Below are 16,451 nucleotides of genomic sequence, written 5' to 3'. Positions count from 1 at the left end.
GTCTCAGAGGCACGGGCCGCGAGGTCCGCGGCGGTGGTGCGTCGGGCGCGGGAGCAGCTCAGTCCGTCAGCGCGCGGACCACCGCATCGGCGAGCAGCCGCCCGCGCCGCGTGAGCAGCACGCGACCACGCACCGCGGCGACCCCGTCGAGCAGGCCGTCCGCCACGAGACCCGCGACGGCGGTCCGGGCGCCCGGGGCGAGGAGACCGAGGTCCATGCCCTCGGCGAGCCGCACGCCGAGCAGGACGCGCTCGAGCGCGACGTCCTCCGGCTCCAGGAGCTCACGGCCGGCAGCCGGGCTCCGTGCACCGGCGAGCCGGTCCGCGTACGCGCGGGGGTGCTTGACGTTCCACCAGCGCACGGCCCGGTCGCCGGCACCCACGTGCGAGTGCGCACCGGGACCGACCCCCCACCAGTCGTCGCCCCGCCAGTAGGCCAGGTTGTGACGGCTCGCGTGCTCGGGTCCGCGCGACCAGTTGCTCACCTCGTACCAGTGCAGCCCGGCCGACGCGAGCAGGTCGTCGGCGAGCTCGTACTTCGCGGCCTGGTCGTCCTCGTCGGGGAGCGTCAGGAGGCCGCGGCGCACCTGCGCCGCCATGCGTGTGCCCTGCTCGACGACGAGCGCGTAGGCCGACACGTGGTCGACGCCGCAGGCGAGGGCCGCCTCGACGGACTCCCGCCAGTCTGCGAGGGTCTCCCCCGGCGTCCCGTAGATGAGGTCCAGCGAGACGTCGAGCCCCGCGGCGCGCGCCCACGCGACCACCTGGGGCACGCGCGCCGGGTCGTGGGTCCGCTCGAGCGTCGCGAGCACGCGCGTGACGGCCGACTGCATCCCGAAGGACACGCGGGTGAACCCGGCAGCGGCGAGGCGCTCGAGCGACTCGGGGGTCACGGAGTCCGGGTTGGCCTCGGTCGTCACCTCGGCGCCCGGGGCCAGGCCCCAGGTCCGCCGGACAGCCGCGAGCATGAGGCTCAGGTCCGCCACGGGCAGCACGGTGGGCGTCCCGCCGCCGACGAACACGGTCGAGACCGCGCGTCCACCGACCCCGGCGTCGTCGAGGACCCGGGCGGCGAGGGCGATCTCCTGGACGGCCGTCTGCGCGTAGGACGCCTGGCTCGCGCCCCCGCCGAGCTCGCTCGCCGTGTACGTGTTGAAGTCGCAGTACCCGCACCGCACCGTGCAGAACGGCACGTGCAGGTACACGCCGAAGGCGCGCTCCTCGACTCCCGCCGGCGCGGTCCGGGCCTGACGCACCCAGGCGGGAAGGGCGCCGTCGTCCGGGACCGGCTCGCCGTCGGGCAGCGCCGGGGTCATGGCGTGCCCACCGTCACTTCTTGGACTTGTCCTTGGCGTCCTTGCCGCCCGACTCCGTCGACAGGGCGGCGATGAAGGCCTCCTGCGGGACGTCGACCCGTCCGATGGTCTTCATGCGCTTCTTGCCCTCCTTCTGCTTCTCCAGGAGCTTGCGCTTACGGGTGATGTCGCCGCCGTAGCACTTGGCGAGGACGTCCTTGCGCATCGCGCGGACGGTCTCGCGCGCGATGACGCGCGCTCCGACGGCGGCCTGGATGGGCACCTCGAACTGCTGGCGCGGGATGAGCTCCTTGAGCTTGCCGGCCATCATGACGCCGTACGCGTACGCCTTGTCCTTGTGGACGATCGCGCTGAACGCGTCGACCTGCTCGCCCTGCAGCAGGATGTCCACCTTGACCAGGTCGGCCGCGGCCTCGCCCGCGGGCTCGTAGTCGAGCGACGCGTAGCCGCGCGTCTTGGACTTCAGCTGGTCGAAGAAGTCGAAGACGATCTCGGCGAGCGGCAGCGTGTACCGCATCTCGACGCGCTCGGCGGAGAGGTAGTCCATGCCCAGCAGGTCGCCGCGGCGGGACTGGCACAGCTCCATGACGGCGCCGATGAACTCGCTCGGCGCGAGGATCGTGGCCTTGACGACCGGCTCACGGACCTCGCCGATCTTGCCGCCCGGGAACTCGCTCGGGTTGGTGACCGTGACCACGGACCGGTCCTCGAGGGTCACCTCGTAGACGACGTTCGGCGCGGTCGAGATCAGGTCGAGGTCGAACTCGCGCTCGAGCCGCTCCCGGACGATCTCGAGGTGGAGCAGGCCGAGGAAGCCGACCCGGAACCCGAAGCCGAGGGCGACCGACGTCTCGGGCTCGTAGACGAGCGCGGCGTCGTTGAGCTTGAGGCGGTCGAGCGCGTCGCGCAGCACCGGGTAGTCCGAGCCGTCGATCGGGTACAGGCCCGAGAAGACCATGGGACGCGGGTCGTGGTACTCGGCGAGCGCCTCGCTCGCAGGCTTGCTCTGGTTCGTGACGGTGTCGCCGACCTTGGACTGGCGCACGTCCTTGACGCCCGTGATGAGGTAGCCGACCTCGCCGACGCCCAGACCCTTGGTCGGGATGGGCTCGGGCGAGATCACACCGATCTCGAGGAGCTCGTGGTGCGCCCGGGTGGACATCATCACGATCTTCTCGCGCGGGCTCAGGTGGCCGTCGACCACCCGGACGTACGTGACGACGCCCCGGTACGTGTCGTACACCGAGTCGAAGATCATCGCGCGCGCCGGCGCGTCGGCCGAGCCCTGCGGGGCGGGTACGCGCTCGACGATCCGGTCGAGGAGCTCGGTGACGCCCACGCCGGTCTTGCCCGAGACCTTGAGCACGTCGGCCGGGTCGACGCCGACGAGCCCGGCGAGCTCCTCCGCGTACTTCTCGGGCTGCGCGGCCGGCAGGTCGATCTTGTTCAGCACGGGGATGATCGCGAGGTCGTTCTCCATCGCGAGGTAGAGGTTGGCGAGCGTCTGCGCCTCGATCCCCTGCGCCGCGTCCACCAGCAGCACCGCTCCCTCGCACGCCGCGAGCGACCGCGAGACCTCGTACGTGAAGTCGACGTGGCCCGGCGTGTCGATCATGTTGAGCGCGTACGCCGTCGTCGTCCCGCCCGCCTCGACGGCCCACGGCATGCGGACGGCCTGCGACTTGATCGTGATGCCGCGCTCGCGCTCGATGTCCATGCGGTCGAGGTACTGCGCCCGCATGGCGCGGTCGGAGACGACGCCCGTCTGCTGGAGCATCCGGTCGGCGAGCGTCGACTTGCCGTGGTCGATGTGGGCGATGATGCAGAAGTTGCGGAGGAGCTCCGGTGCCGTGGCGGCGGGCTGGATGTGCTCGCTCAGCGCTGCGCTGGGGATCGGGGACACTAAGGACGCGCTCCGGGACTCGTGGGGTGGACGGTCGACGACGGCTGCGGTCACCCGTGCCGTCGTCCGACGGGTGCCACCATGGTCCCACGAGCCGGTGCCGATGCCGCACGGTCGCTCGTGCAGGACCCCGGCTGATATCATCGGCGTTCGCGTGTCCGCCCAGGTCGGCGGGCACTGGTCCAGCTCCTCTCCGAGGGTGTCCCCACGCCCCAGTCCCGGCGCTGGACGCGCCCTCTACGACCTGTCAGATCGCTTCGGCGAACGCACAAGAGAGTCAACCTACGTGGCGAACATCAAGTCCCAGATCAAGCGCATCCGTACCAACGAGATCGCGCGCCTCCGCAACAAGGCGGTGAAGTCCGAGCTCAAGACGCATGTGCGTCGTGTGCGCGAGGCCATCGCCGCCGGTGACAAGGACGCGGCCGCGACCGCGCTGCGCACGGCCTCGACCAAGCTCGACAAGGCTGTGAGCAAGGGCGTCATCCACGCCAACCAGGCAGCGAACCGCAAGTCGTCGCTCGCCAAGCAGGTCGCGAGCCTCTGAGCCACACCTCTCACGGACGACGTCCGTGAGATCGACGGCGTCACCCGCGTCATGGGGTGACGCCGTCGGCGTCTCACCAGGTGTGCCGAACGCCGCGCCCCTGGTCGCCCCTGAACCGCTGCTCAGCCTGGTGACCCCCGAGCTCGACACGGCACCCCGACCCCGACCCCGGGTCGTGGGGCGCCAGGGCATCTTCACGGCCGACGGCGCGGTCCACGGCCACGAGTTCCTCTACCGCACGGGTCAGGACCACGCGCTCAAGGTCGACCGCTGGTCACCCGCGGCCCAGGACCGGGCGACCATGCGTGTGCTCGGCGCGACGTTCACCCGCAACGGCCCGGGGCCGCTGCTCGGTGGTCGGCCGGCCTTCGTCAACTGCACGCGCTCGTACCTCACGGGGCGCCTGCCGCTCCCGCCCAGCCCCGAGCACCTCGTGGTCGAGGCCGTCGAGACGGTGCGTGTCGACGCCGCGGTGCTCGCGGGCGTCCGTCGCCTGCGCGACGCGGGCTACGCGCTCGCGATCGACGACTTCGTGGGCCTGGACAGCCAGCTGCTCATCCTGCCCCACGCCTCGTACGTGAAGGTCGACCTGCGCGACCTTGCGACACGGGGCCCACGGCTCCTGGACCTCGCCCGCAGCCATGGCGCGCTGCTCGTCGCCGAGCGGATCGAGACCGCCGCCCAGTGGGACGACTGCGTGGCCCTGGGGTTCGACCTGTTCCAGGGCAACCTGCTCGAGCCCGCCCGCGTGCTCGCTGCCGACCCGATGACGGTCCCGCAGCCGCGACAGCCGGTGGACCGCCCCGGGGCGCCGCCGCGAGGTACGGCGCCCCACAGTCCCACCCACGTGCCCGCTCCGCGCCCTGCCTGAGGGCGCTCGACGCGTGGTGAGAGCACGGCGCTGGCTCCCCCTGCCCGCCAGCCCCGATGACGCAGGTCAGACCTCTGCGGCCTGACCGAACCCAGCGGCGAGGGCGCGCGGCGTGACGAGCGGGAACGTCGTCGGCCGGATCCCGGCCTCGCGCAGCGCCATCTCGTAGGCGCGCACGGCGCCCGCCTCGTCCCCGTACTCGAGCATGCGGTCGGCCAGCGAACGCCACACGGTCGCCGACTGGCGCCCTGCCGACATCATCGCGAGCCTGTCGGCCGCCCAGCGGTACGCCTCCTGGGCGCCGTCGCGGTCTCCGAGCGCGGCCCGCACGTCACCGAGGACGATGTGGCCGTCGCACGCCTCGAACACGGCCTTGTCGTCGAGTCGTGCCAGGCCCTCCTGGACGAGCGTGTCCGCGACGTCCGTGCGTCCGAGCATGAGGTGGGCACGCGCCGACTCGAACGCGCAGCGCGCGAGCTCGACCTCGGAGCCGATGAGAGCCAGGTCGACCGCCGCCTGCTCGAGGTGCTCCAGCGCGGTCTCGGGCTCGGGCGGGTCCGTCCGGAGCAGGAGCCAGCCGTAGTGCTGGCGCAGCCGCGGGACGTCACGGCTCGCGGCGCCCTCGCTCAGGTACGCGAGGGCACGCTCGGCGAGCCGGCGCGCCTCGGCGAAGTCGCCGCGGCCCTCCGCCACGAGCGAGGCGTTCCAGTAGATGCTCCCCCGGCCACGCATGGAGCCCTGCCCGTCGGCGAGCGAGATCAGCTCGCCGGCACGGTGCGTCGCGTAGAGCATGTCGCCGCGGTCGTAGTACGACCACAGCACCGTCGAGGCGAGCCGCAGGTGCTCGTCGGTACCGGCGATCCCGTCCGCCTCGATCTCCCGCAGGACGTCCTCGCCGAGCTCGATGCTGTGCCCGAGGTCGCCGGCCTCGTGGTAGGAGGCGACGAGGTCGGTCGCCAGACGCGCGGACTCGAGGGAGCGCCGGTGCGCCCGGGCGTCGTTGAGCAGGGGCTCCAGCACGGCGACGGACTCGTCAAGGTCGCCGAGCGCCTCGTGGGCGAGAGCGAGGGCGTGGAGCGCCTCCTGGTGGTGCCGCGGCGCGATCGTCGAGAGGTCGAGCGCCAGAAGGCGGTCACGGGCCTCCGCAGGCTCTCCGTTCGCGAGCGCGAGCCGTGCGAAGCCGATCTCCATGCGGGCCTTCTCCTCGCTCGGCGCCTTGTCGCCGAACCGGAGGTAGTCCGCCGAGGTGCCCAGCCGGCCGGCGAGGACCTTGAGTGCCGCCTCGGTCGGCGTCCTCCGCCCCGCCTCGATGAGCGAGATGTAGCTCGGCGAGAAGTCGTCCCCTGCAAGGGCGGTCTGCGAGAGCCCAGCACGGGTCCGCTCCGCACGCAGCCGTTCCGAAAGGTCAGTCACAAGCCGTAACTGTACCCATGACACGGCCTCGACGGGAGGGGCTGTCCACACTCGTCGGGGTGAAAAACGCGCGTGCCGCGACCGTCCGGGCAGGTCAGCCGCGCAGGTCGGCTCGCATGGTCGACAGGGACGGTCAGGCGCGCGGGCCGGTGGGCAGGTCGGCAAAGGCAGGTCAGGCGCGCGGGTCGGCGGGACGGTCAGGCGGGCGGGTCGGTGGTCCTGTCAGACGCGCGGGTCTCCGGCCCGGCCAGCGGCGAGGGGCTCCCGGTCTGCCGGGAACCCCTCGTCGTGCGACGCGGCACCGGTCACTGGCGGCAGCAGCCCGAGGTCCCGGTGCTGATGGTCATGCCGCCGTCGCCGGACGTCAGCGGGAGGCCGACGACCGCGAGGCTGAGCGTGATGGCGGTCGCCGCGAGGGTCTTGAGCGAGCGGTTCATGGTCCTTCTCCTTCGTCTGCAGCGGGGGGGCTGTCATGACGACTATGACAGGGTTCCTCCTGATTTGCACCGGCGATCAAGGACCTCGGGGGCACATCTGCCCGACGTTTGCTGACAAAGCCGGAGGGATCCACCCGCCATTTCGGTGTGATGTTCATCACACCTGTTGCCACGTCATCCGAACGTGCCCTGGCAGTCACATCTGATGTGACTCCGCTTCTGAGCGCTGCACCCCGTGCGGTGCGAGCCGACGGCTCGCACCGGGCCCCGCGGGTCCCACGGCAGCGCGGCGGTGAGGTCCCACGTCAGCGCGAGGGCGGCACCCTGCCCTCCCCGCCACCGGCGCACCGTCAGGCGGGCGAGGCGGACAGGCGCCGCCCCGTCCTGCTCGGGCGGCAGACGGTGTTCACGGTCGGCGGCGCGCGCTACGGCTGCGAGCTCCTGTACCGCTCGGCCGTCGCGACGACGCCTGTCGACGAGTGGCCCGCCGACGAGCAGGACCGCGCCACGCGGCACGTGGTCCTCACGGCGCTGCGGTGCGGGCTCGAGGCGCTCGGTGGGCACGGCCCGGTGTTCGTCAACGCCACCCGGACCTTGTTCGTGGGCGAGATGGACCTGCCGCCCCTGCCCGCAGGTATGGGTCTCGAGGTCGTCGAGTCGGTGCGGGCCGAGCCGGACGTCGTCGCCGGGGTGCGGGCACTACGCGACGCAGGTCACCTGGTCGCGATCGACGACTTCAGCGGGCTGCCGGACCAGCTGGTCCTCCTGCCGGACGTCGACCTCGTGAAGATCGACCTGAGGGACCTTCGCGCGCACGGCGCGGGACTCCTGGACGCGGCGCGGCGTTACGGCGCGACGACGGTGGCCGAGCGGGTCGAGACGCCGGACGACCTCGCGTGGTGCCGCACGCTGGGCTTCGACCTCGTCCAGGGGAACCTCCTGGAGCCCGCCCTCGTGCTCGACGTCGGGCGGGTCAGGTCCTCAGGGTCGCACCGCTGAGGCGACCCGCAGCACCGCGCGCTCGATCGCGAAGACGGGGTCGCGTCCGGCGCCCTTGACCTCGGCATCGGCCTGGGCGACGGCGGCGATCGCGTCGGCGAGCGCCTCGGGGGTCCATCGGGACAGGTCCCGGCGGGCGCGGTCCACCTGCCACGACGCGAGACCCAGGTCCCGCGCAGGGTCCAGCCCGCGACCACGCGCTGCACCGACCTTGGCCAGGGTGCGGAGCTTCGCCGCCAGCGCGGCGACCAGCGGCACGGGATCCGTGCCCGTGGCGACCGCGTGGCGCAGGAGCGCGACGGCCTCCCCGGCCCGTCCCTCGACCGCGGCGTCGGCCACGCGGAAACCCGTCGCCTCGACGCGGCCCCCGTAGTAGCGGGTCACGACCTCGAGGGTCACGGTCCCGGTCGTGTCGGCGGCGAGCTGCTGGCACGCCGCCGCGAGCTCGCGCAGGTCCGCGCCGCATGCCTCCACGAGCGCGCGCAGCGCAGCGGGCTCGGCCTTGCGCCGGGCCCTGCGGAGCTCGGCCACCGCAAACGCCGACTTGTCCGCGTCCCGCTTGACCGGGTCGCACGCCACCGTCAGGGCACCGGCGGCCCGGATCGCGTCGAGCGTGCGCTTGCCCCGGACACCGCCCCCGTGCTGGAGCACCAGGACGACGTCGGGCGCCGGCGCCGCGACGTACTCCGTGACGTCGGCGAGCGCCTGCTCGGTCGCGGCCTGCAGGTCGGTGAGCACGACCACGCGGGCCTCGTCGAAGAGCGAGGGGCTCGTCGCGACCTGGAGCCGCCCGGCCTCGTAGGAGGGACCCTCGAGGCGAGTGACCTCGACGGACGGGTCCTGCTCGCGCGCCTGGCCGAGGACCCGCTCGACCGCTCTCTCCGCCAGGAGCGCCTCACCACCTGTCACGAGGACGAGGGGTGCGATCTCGACCTGGTCCCACGTGACGGAGGCGCTCGCCGGTCGGCGACTTGCTGGGGGCATGCCGCACAGCCTGCCACGTACCGCTGTCACGCACGCTCCTCGGAGCGGGAGCGCCCGCCACGCACGAGGATCCCGAGCACCGCGGCGGTCAGGCCGGCGAGGAGCGCGGCGCCCACTGCTCCCCCGGGCCACGCGACGCTCGCCCCGGGCAGCCCGGCGAACGTCCGGGCGACGGTCGCGATCCACCACGTCGCGCCGGCGGCGCCGCGTGCGAGCAGCCCGGCGACCTCCGGCGCCCAGGGGCCGGTGACCGTCGCACCGACGCCCAGGAGGGTGGCCGGGACGAGTGCGGGCGCCGCGAGCACGTTCGCCGGGACGGCATAGGGCGAGAGGGTGGGCTGGAGCATGAGGAGGACCGGTCCGCACGCGGCCTGCGCGGCCACCGGGACCGCGATGGCCAGGGCCAGCCAGTGCGGGACCAGGCCGCGCACCCGTGCGGCGAGGCGAGGTGCGAGGAGCACGATCGCGCCCGTCGCCGCCACCGAGAGCACGAACCCGTAGGACCGTGCGAGCCACGGGTCGACCACCAGGAGCACCACGACCGTCGCGGCGAGGGCCGGCACGGCGCGCGACGGGCGGCCCACCAGGAGACCGACGACGCCCGCGAGGCCCATCGCTGCCGCCCGGAGCACGCTGGGCTCCGGGTGCACGAGGAGCACGAACCAGGTCATGACGGCTCCGACGGCGAGGGCGCGTGCCCAGCGCGGCAGGCCGAGCAGCGCGGCGAGCCCGAGCACCGTCGAGGAGAGCACCGCGAAGTGGCCACCGGAGACGGCCGTCACGTGCGTGAGGCCGGCCACGCGCATCGCCTCGTCGAGGTCCGCCGGCAGCCGGCTCGTGTCACCCACCGCGGCACCGGGGACGAGCCCGCGGGCGTCCGCCGGGAAGCCGTCGGTGACCTCGAGCAGCGTGCTGCGGAGCCTGCCGAGCTCGCGGTCGACCATGCCGGGCGGTCCCAGGACGCGCGGTGCGCCGTCGACCGCCAGCACCGCGCTCTCCCGAGCGCCCGGCTGCCCAGGACCGAGCCGCCCGCGCAGCTCGACGCGGGCACCGTACGGCACGACGAGCTCCGCCCCGCCCCGCACGAGGACGAGCGCGGACACCCGCACCGTGGCGCCGCGGCCGGTCACCGCCTCGACGGCCACGACCGTCGTGCGTCGCGGAGCGCCGCCTCCGGACCCGGTGCCCACGGCCTCCGGCTCGGCCCGCACCACCCCGACGACCACGACCGTCGCACCGTCGGCCGCGAGCCGTGTCAGCGGCCCCGTACCGCGCACGTGCAGCTGCGCGGCGGCGCTGACGCACACGAGGGCGACGACGCAGGCGAGGAACCAGCACGAGGACAGGACGTCCGCGCCACGCCCGGGGGCTCGGGACCGGGGGCGCCGCGCCCGGCGGGTGACCAGGGTGACGAGAGCGGCGACGGCCAGGGCGAGGCACCCCGTGAGCGCGACGGTGGCTGTGCTCATGCCGACCCCTGCCGCGCTCGTCACCCAGGCGGCGAGAGCCGCGGGCACGAGCCGGAGGTCCGTCGTCGGCCGCAGGTCGGGGGCGGGCCGCAGGTCGGGAGCCCCGCGCGCACCAGGACGCAGCTCCGTCCCGGGCGCGCCTGCGCTCACCGGCCCGGACGTGCGCTCACACCCCGACGAGCTCACGCAGGCCCTCGAGGACGGACGGCCCGATCCCGCTGACCTCGCCCAGCTCGTCGACCGAGGTGAAGCGTCCGTGCTCGGAGCGCCAGTCCACGATCCGCTGGGCGAGGACCGGGCCGATGCCGGGGAGGGCGTCGAGCGCCGTCGCGTCGGCGGTGTTGAGGTCCAGGACGTCCGACGGGGTGGGCGGCGCACCCGCCGCGTCCCCCGTCTCGGCGGGTGAGGCGCCGGCGAGCACCTCGCCCGGGCGGGGGACGGCGACCTGCTCCCCGTCGACGAGCTCACGTGCGAGGTTGAGCGCCGAGAGGTCGGCCTCAGCCGTCGGGCCGCCGGCCGCGGTGATGGCGTCCGTCACGCGCGCGCCGGCGGCGAGCGTGACGACACCGGGCGCCGCGACCTGCCCGACCACGTGGACCACCACGTCCTCGGCTGCCGGTGCACCCGGGTCCGCCGCGGTGCCGCCTGTCGTCCCGCCCGTCGTCCCGCCCTCGTCCGCACCGGCAGGCACGCCGCCGTCCGCCGCCGCTCCTGCACCGCCGTCCGCCGCCGCCGAGGTGCCGACCCCGGCGTCACCCACGCCCACGACCTCGACGATCGGGGCCGCCGTGACGAGGCCGCCCCGCAGCACGACGACGAGGGTGATGGCGGTCAGCGCCACGAGCCCGGCGATCGTGACCCGTGGCGAGAGCGCCCAGCGCCGCCGCTCGGTGCCCGGACGCGCGCCGTCGTCCGACTCGTGCTCGAGGGGGTGGCCGTGCGCTGCCGTGTAGGCGCGGACGGCGGACCCGATGGCGCGCTCGCGCAGCTCGCGGCCGGCCGGTGCCACCGGGGCGGCGCCGTCCGCCGCGTCAACCGGCCAACGATCGCGCGGCAGCCACGCGCCCCCCGGGGACTGCCCTCCGGCTGCCGGCCAGGGGACGTCCGGCGACGGCTCCGCGGTCGGCGTCCCGTGGGACGCCCGGGGTGCGGCGGGACGGGCGGGGACCCACCGCTCCTCCTGGGCACCCGTCCCCGAGGCCGAGGTCGGCTCCGTCGGGAGGGCACGGTCGCCTGCGGGGACGTGGCGGTGGGCGCGTCCGCGGACGGCTCCCGCACCGGTCGTCGCACCTGACGGCTGCCAGGCTCGCTGCTCCCCCAGCGCCTCGGCCGTCGCCGCGGTGCCGGGTGCCGAGGTGCGGCGGGCGCCCTGCGCGATGCGCAGGAGGCGTGCCCGCGTCGCCTCGTCCAGGTTCTCCTCGGCTGCCACCGGAGCGACGCTAGGGGTCGGCCCGGGCGCACCGGGCGCGGGGGCGATGGGCCTGTGCGCGCTCGTGGCGCGCCTGGACCTGTGGACCCGCGGGTCAGCGCTCGGCGACCACCACGGCGACGAGGCCCGGGCCCACGTGCGCACCGACCACGGCACTGATCTGGGCCACGTGGACGTCGTCCAGGCCGGCGCCGCACCGGTCACGGATCACCCGCGCGACCTCCTCGCCGAGAGCCGGGTCGTCGAAGTGGTGGACGGCCGCGACCGCCGTGGACCGGCGTCGCACCGCCTCGACGGACGCATCGATCACGCGCTCACGCGCACGCACGCTCGTCCGGACCTTCTCGACGACCTCGATGCGGCCGTCGCGCACCCCCAGGACGGGTCGCAGACCGAGCACGGCCCCCACGGCGGCGGCCACCGGACCGAGGCGCCCCCCGCGCCGCAGGTGGTCGAGGGTGTCGACGGCGAAGAGCACCTCCGACGACGCGGCGCAGCGCAGAGCCGCCCGCGCGGCGGCGTCACCCGACCCGCCGGACGCGTCCGTCTGCGCGCCGGCGCGGGCCGCGGCGAGCACGGCGAACCCGAGCCCCATGCCGACCGTGCGCGAGTCGACCACGTGCACGGGGACCCCGCACGTCTGCGCGGCGATCTGGGCGGACGTGACCGTCCCGGAGAGCTCGGAGGACAGGTGCACCGAGACGATCTCGCGCGCTCCGCGGGCCGCCAGCCGCGCGTACACGCGTGCGAACGCGTCCGGCCCGGGCTGGGACGTCGACACCGTGGCGCCCGCGCGCATCGCGTCAGCGAGCGCGCTGGGGCACAGGTCGACGCCCTCGCGGTGGGGCACCCCGTCGATCACGACCTGGAGCGGGACCACCGTGATGTCAGCGGCGTCGAGCAGCGCCGCCGGGACCGACGCCGTGGAGTCGGTCACCACGGCGACCCGGTGCCCGGCGGCAGGCGGCATGCTCAGGCCGGCACGACGTTGACCAGGCGCGGCGCCCGCACGACGACCGTCCGGACCTCACGCCCGTCGAGGGCCCGCCGGACGCCGGCCGTCGCGAGCGCGAGCTCACGCAGCTCGTCCTCACCGATCGACGCGGGCACCTCGAGCCGGTCGCGCACCTTGCCCTGCACCTGCACGACGCAGGTGACGGTGTCCTCGACGAGGAACGCCGGGTCCGCCACGGGGTACGGCTCCCGGATCAGGCTGTCCGGGTGGCCCAGGCGGGACCACAGCTCCTCGCTGATGTGCGGGGCGATGGGCGCGACCATGAGCACGACGGCCTCGGCCACCACGCGCGGGACACGTGCCAGGCCCGTCATGTGGTTGTTGAGCACGATGAGCTTGGCGATCGCGGTGTTGAAGCGCATCGCGCCCATCTCGGTGCGCACGTCGTCGATCGTCCGGTGCAGCAGCCGCAGCGTCTCGGGCGCGGGCTCCTCGTCCACGACCGTCAGCTCGCCCGTGTGCTCGTCGACGACGTTGCGCCACAGCCGCTGGAGGAACCGCTGCGAGCCGACGACGGCGCGCGTCTCCCAGGGGCGTGACAGGTCGAGCGGGCCCATGGACATCTCGTAGACCCGGAACGTGTCCGCACCGTAGGCCTCGTACATCTCGTCGGGCGTGACGCTGTTCTTGAGCGACTTGCCGATCTTGCCGTACTCGCGGTGGACCTCCTGGCCCTCCCACGTGAAGCCCGTCGACGCCGCCTCGTCCTCCACGACCTCGCTGGCCGGCACGTACTGGCCGCGCGCGTCCTTGTAGGCGTACGCCTGGATGTAGCCCTGGTTGAACAGGGTGCGGAACGGCTCGACGCTCGAGACGTGCCCGAGGTCGAAGAGGACCTTGTGCCAGAAGCGCGCGTAGAGCAGGTGCAGCACCGCGTGCTCGACGCCGCCCACGTACAGGTCGACACCACCCGAGGAGCCCGTCGCCGCGTTGTGCTGCGGGCCCATCCAGTAGCGCTCGAGCGCCGGGTCGACGAGCACGTCCCGGCGACCGGGGTCCAGGTAGTTCAGGTAGTACCAGCAGGACCCCGCCCAGTTGGGCATCGTGTTCGTGTCACGGCGGTACGTGCGGGGCCCGTCCCCCAGGTCCAGGGTGACGTGCACCCACTCCTCGTTGCGGCCCAGCGGCGGCTCCGGGGTCGAGTGCACGTCGTCCGGCTCGAAGGTCCGCGGCGAGTAGTCGGGGACCTCGGGCAGGTCCACCGGCAGCATGCTCTCGGGCAGGGCGATCGGCAGGTCGTGCTCGTCGTACACGATCGGAAAGGGCTCGCCCCAGTAGCGCTGCCGGCTGAACAGCCAGTCGCGCAGCCGGTACGTGACGGTCCCGGTGCCCAGGCCCTTGTCGGCCAGCCACGCGGTGATCGTGGCCTTCGCGTCCGCGACCTCCATCCCGTCGAGGCTGATCTCCTCGTTCGACGAGTTGATCGCGGGCCCGTCACCCGTGTAGGCACCGCCCTCCCAGCCCTCGGGCGGCGCGACGGTGCGGACGACGGGCAGCTCGAACGCCTCGGCGAACTGCCAGTCGCGCTCGTCCTGCGCGGGGACGGCCATGATCGCGCCGGTGCCGTAGCCCATGAGCACGTAGTCGGCGGTGAAGACCGGGATCGGCTCGCCGTTGACCGGGTTGATCGCCAGGTGCCCGGTGAACACGCCCGTCTTGCGGCCCGCGTCGGCCTGACGCTCGACGGCCGTCTTGGCGGCCGACGCCGTCCGGTACTCGGCCACGGCCGCGACGGGCGTGCGGTGACCGCCCGTCCACGTCTTGTGCGTGCCGTCCGGCCACTCGGCCGGCACCTCGTCGAGCAGCGGGTGCTCGGGCGCCACGACCATGAACGTCGCGCCGAACAGCGTGTCGGGACGGGTGGTGAAGACCTCGACCTCGGTGCCGCCGATGACCTCGAACGTCACCTGGGCGCCCTCGGAGCGCCCGATCCAGTTGCGCTGCATCGAGCGCACCTTCTCGGGCCAGTCGATCAGGTCGAGGTCGTCGGCCAGGCGGTCGGCGTACGCCGTGATGCGCATGTTCCACTGGCGCAGGTTGCGCTTGAACACGGGGTAGTTGCCGCGCTCGGAGCGGCCGTCGACCGTGACCTCCTCGTTCGCCAGCACGGTGCCCAGCCCGGGGCACCAGTTGACGGGCGTCTCGGAGACGTACGCGAGGCGCGAGGCGTCCAGCACGCGGCGTCGCTCGACGACGTCCAGGTCCGCCCACGAGCGGCCGTCGGGCGTCGCACGCTCGCCCGCGGCGTACTCGGCCTCGAGCTCCGCGATGGGCCGCGCCCTGCCGCGCCCGCCGTCGGGGCGCACGGCGTCGGCGTCGTACCAGGAGCTGAAGACCTGGAGGAAGATCCACTGGGTCCAGCGCACGTAGTCGCTGTCGGTCGTCGCGAACGAGCGGCGCTCGTCGTGCGCGAGGCCGAGCCGGCGCAGCTGCCGGCGCATCGTGGCGATGTTGGCCTCGGTCGTGACCCGCGGGTGCTGGCCCGTCTGGACCGCGTACTGCTCGGCGGGCAGGCCGAACGCGTCGTAGCCGAGCGCGTGGAGCACGTTGTCCCCGCACATCCGGCGGTAGCGGCCCACGACGTCGGTCGCGATGTACCCGAGGGGGTGGCCGACGTGCAGGCCGTCCCCCGAGGGGTACGGGAACATGTCCATGATGAAGAAGGCGGGCGTCTGCTCCGCGACGTGGTGACCCGCACCGTCGGTGAGCGGTCCGTCGGGGTTGGGCGTGTGGAACGTGCCGAGCTCGGCCCACCGGTCCTGCCAGCGCTTCTCGATGTCCGCGGCGAGCGCGGCGGTGTAGCGCAGGGGGGCTTCCGGCGGGGTTCCGCCGACCGGGGTGGACGTGGCTGTCGTGGGCTCGTTGTGCACCCGCTCAGGCTACCGTCGCGCGCGGCACCGACCCGCACGTCGTCGACGCCGCGGGTCGGGCGGTGCGCCCGTCAGCGCGCGGAGCGGTACTCCAGCGTCAGGGGGCACTGGAACGGGTCCCGGGCCGCGAGGCCGACGGTGTTGAGGTACCGGATCACGATGCCGTACGACCGGGCGAGGGTGGTCTCGGTGTAGTGGATGCCGCGGCTCGCGCAGAACTCGCGGACGATCGGCTGCACCTTGCGCAGGTGCGGCCTGGCCATGTTCGGGAAGAGGTGGTGCTCGATCTGGTAGTTCAGGCCGCCCATGAACTCGTCGATCACCCGGCCGCCCTTGACGTTGCGGCTCATGAGCACCTGGCGCCGCAGGAAGTCGATCTTGGCGTCCTTGGGGACGATCGGCATGCCCTTGTGGTTGGGCGCGAAGACGGCACCCATGTAGACGCCGAAGATCCCGAGCTGGACGCCCAGGAAGGCGAACGCCATGCCGACCGGGAGGAGCCAGAAGACGAGCGCGAGGTAGCCGCCGAGGCGCAGGGTCACGAAGGCCATCTCGACGGGCCGCCGCTTGACCTCGCCGCGGCCGAAGATGGTCCGGACACCCGAGATGTGCAGGTTCAGGCCCTCGAGGAGGAGCAGGGGGAAGAAGAGCCACCCCTGCCGCTGCGTGAACCAGCCGACGAGCCCGGTGCGGGGCTTCGGCAGCTCCTCGGTCGTGAACACGAGGGCGCCCGTGTCGATGTCCGGGTCCGCACCGATCTGGTTCGGCTTGGCGTGGTGCCGGCTGTGCTTGTGCTGCCACCAGCCGTAGCTCATGCCCGCGTACAGGTTCGCGATGACCAGGCTCGCCCAGTCGTTCCACCGGCCCGACGCGAAGATCTGGCGGTGCGCCGCGTCGTGACCCAGGAACATGACCTGACCGAGCACGAGCGCGAGGAGCGCCGCGATGCCCATCTGCCACCAGGACGGGCCGATCATCACGAAGGCGACGCCGAGACCGACGAGCATCGCCGTGATGACGACGAAGCGGGTCCAGTAGTACCCGTACCGGCGCCGCATGAGCCCAGCCTCCTGGACGGTGCGGGTCAGCGCCGTGAACTCGCTGACCTGCCGCTCGCGCGGGGTCGCGGGGGCCGCCTGGACGTCGGCGTCGGTGGCCGTGAGGGCTGTCGTGCGAGGCGAGGGGTTCATGCACATCCC

General features: G+C 73.6%; 13 protein-coding genes. 3 read left to right on the top strand and 10 right to left on the bottom strand.

Going from position 1 to position 16,451, the window contains the following annotated elements:
• Positions 1–58: 58 nt before the first annotated feature.
• Positions 59–1,315 (bottom strand): radical SAM family heme chaperone HemW, encoded by a 1,257-nt coding sequence (hemW, locus tag FZ988_RS04420; protein ID WP_149202793.1) that lies wholly within the window; start codon positions 1,313–1,315, stop codon positions 59–61.
• A 13-nt stretch (positions 1,316–1,328) separates the two neighbouring features.
• Positions 1,329–3,218, bottom strand: coding sequence for a translation elongation factor 4 (gene lepA / locus FZ988_RS04415; RefSeq protein ID WP_188078965.1), 1,890 nt, complete (start codon positions 3,216–3,218; stop codon positions 1,329–1,331).
• Between the two features lie 286 nt (positions 3,219–3,504).
• Between lepA and rpsT the strand changes: the two genes are divergently transcribed.
• Positions 3,505–3,765, top strand: coding sequence for a 30S ribosomal protein S20 (gene rpsT, locus FZ988_RS04410; RefSeq protein WP_149202791.1), 261 nt, complete (start codon positions 3,505–3,507; stop codon positions 3,763–3,765).
• Positions 3,766–3,790: 25 nt separating this feature from the next.
• Positions 3,791–4,636 carry an EAL and HDOD domain-containing protein gene (locus FZ988_RS04405; RefSeq protein ID WP_246169206.1) on the top strand — a complete coding sequence of 282 codons (846 nt, stop codon included), beginning with the start codon at positions 3,791–3,793 and terminating at the stop codon, positions 4,634–4,636.
• A gap of 66 nt (positions 4,637–4,702) precedes the next feature.
• On the opposite strand, the gene FZ988_RS04400 is transcribed toward FZ988_RS04405, so the two are convergent.
• Complete coding sequence (locus tag FZ988_RS04400) at positions 4,703–6,049, bottom strand: helix-turn-helix domain-containing protein (protein ID WP_149202790.1); 1,347 nt, start codon at positions 6,047–6,049, stop codon at positions 4,703–4,705.
• A 305-nt stretch (positions 6,050–6,354) separates the two neighbouring features.
• Positions 6,355–6,486, bottom strand: a complete 132-nt coding sequence (locus FZ988_RS19120; RefSeq protein WP_281287154.1) for a hypothetical protein — start codon at positions 6,484–6,486, stop codon at positions 6,355–6,357.
• Between the two features lie 240 nt (positions 6,487–6,726).
• Between FZ988_RS19120 and FZ988_RS04395 the strand changes: the two genes are divergently transcribed.
• Positions 6,727–7,485, top strand: a complete 759-nt coding sequence (locus tag FZ988_RS04395) for an EAL domain-containing protein (protein ID WP_188078964.1) — start codon at positions 6,727–6,729, stop codon at positions 7,483–7,485.
• Here the strand turns inward: FZ988_RS04395 and holA are convergent.
• The 6 genes from holA to FZ988_RS04365 all read right to left on the bottom strand — a co-directional run bounded on the left by holA (position 7,468) and on the right by FZ988_RS04365 (position 16,442).
• Positions 7,468–8,469 (bottom strand): DNA polymerase III subunit delta, encoded by a 1,002-nt coding sequence (holA, locus tag FZ988_RS04390; RefSeq protein ID WP_149202788.1) that lies wholly within the window; start codon positions 8,467–8,469, stop codon positions 7,468–7,470. The two genes, FZ988_RS04395 and holA, sit on opposite strands and share 18 nt — an antisense overlap.
• Before the next feature lie 26 nt (positions 8,470–8,495).
• Positions 8,496–9,938: a ComEC/Rec2 family competence protein gene (locus FZ988_RS04385; RefSeq protein ID WP_149202787.1), complete on the bottom strand. Its 1,443-nt coding sequence runs from the start codon at positions 9,936–9,938 to the stop codon at positions 8,496–8,498.
• A gap of 166 nt (positions 9,939–10,104) precedes the next feature.
• Positions 10,105–11,367 carry a ComEA family DNA-binding protein gene (locus FZ988_RS18910; protein WP_246169204.1) on the bottom strand — a complete coding sequence of 421 codons (1,263 nt, stop codon included), beginning with the start codon at positions 11,365–11,367 and terminating at the stop codon, positions 10,105–10,107.
• Between the two features lie 94 nt (positions 11,368–11,461).
• A complete protein-coding gene (locus FZ988_RS04375; RefSeq protein WP_246169203.1) occupies positions 11,462–12,304 on the bottom strand; it encodes a DegV family protein in 843 nt (280 codons plus the stop codon).
• A gap of 35 nt (positions 12,305–12,339) precedes the next feature.
• The gene (leuS, locus tag FZ988_RS04370; protein WP_149202785.1) at positions 12,340–15,252 is read right to left on the bottom strand and encodes a leucine--tRNA ligase; all 2,913 of its coding nucleotides are present in this window, start codon (positions 15,250–15,252) and stop codon (positions 12,340–12,342) included.
• A 71-nt stretch (positions 15,253–15,323) separates the two neighbouring features.
• A complete protein-coding gene (locus FZ988_RS04365; protein ID WP_149202784.1) occupies positions 15,324–16,442 on the bottom strand; it encodes a fatty acid desaturase family protein in 1,119 nt (372 codons plus the stop codon).
• Between the last annotated feature and the right edge of the window lie 9 nt (positions 16,443–16,451).

It is taken from the genome of Actinotalea subterranea, from assembly GCF_008364845.1.
Lineage (GTDB): Bacteria > Actinomycetota > Actinomycetes > Actinomycetales > Cellulomonadaceae > Actinotalea > Actinotalea subterranea.
This window is presented reverse-complemented; position numbering and strand designations above follow the sequence as displayed.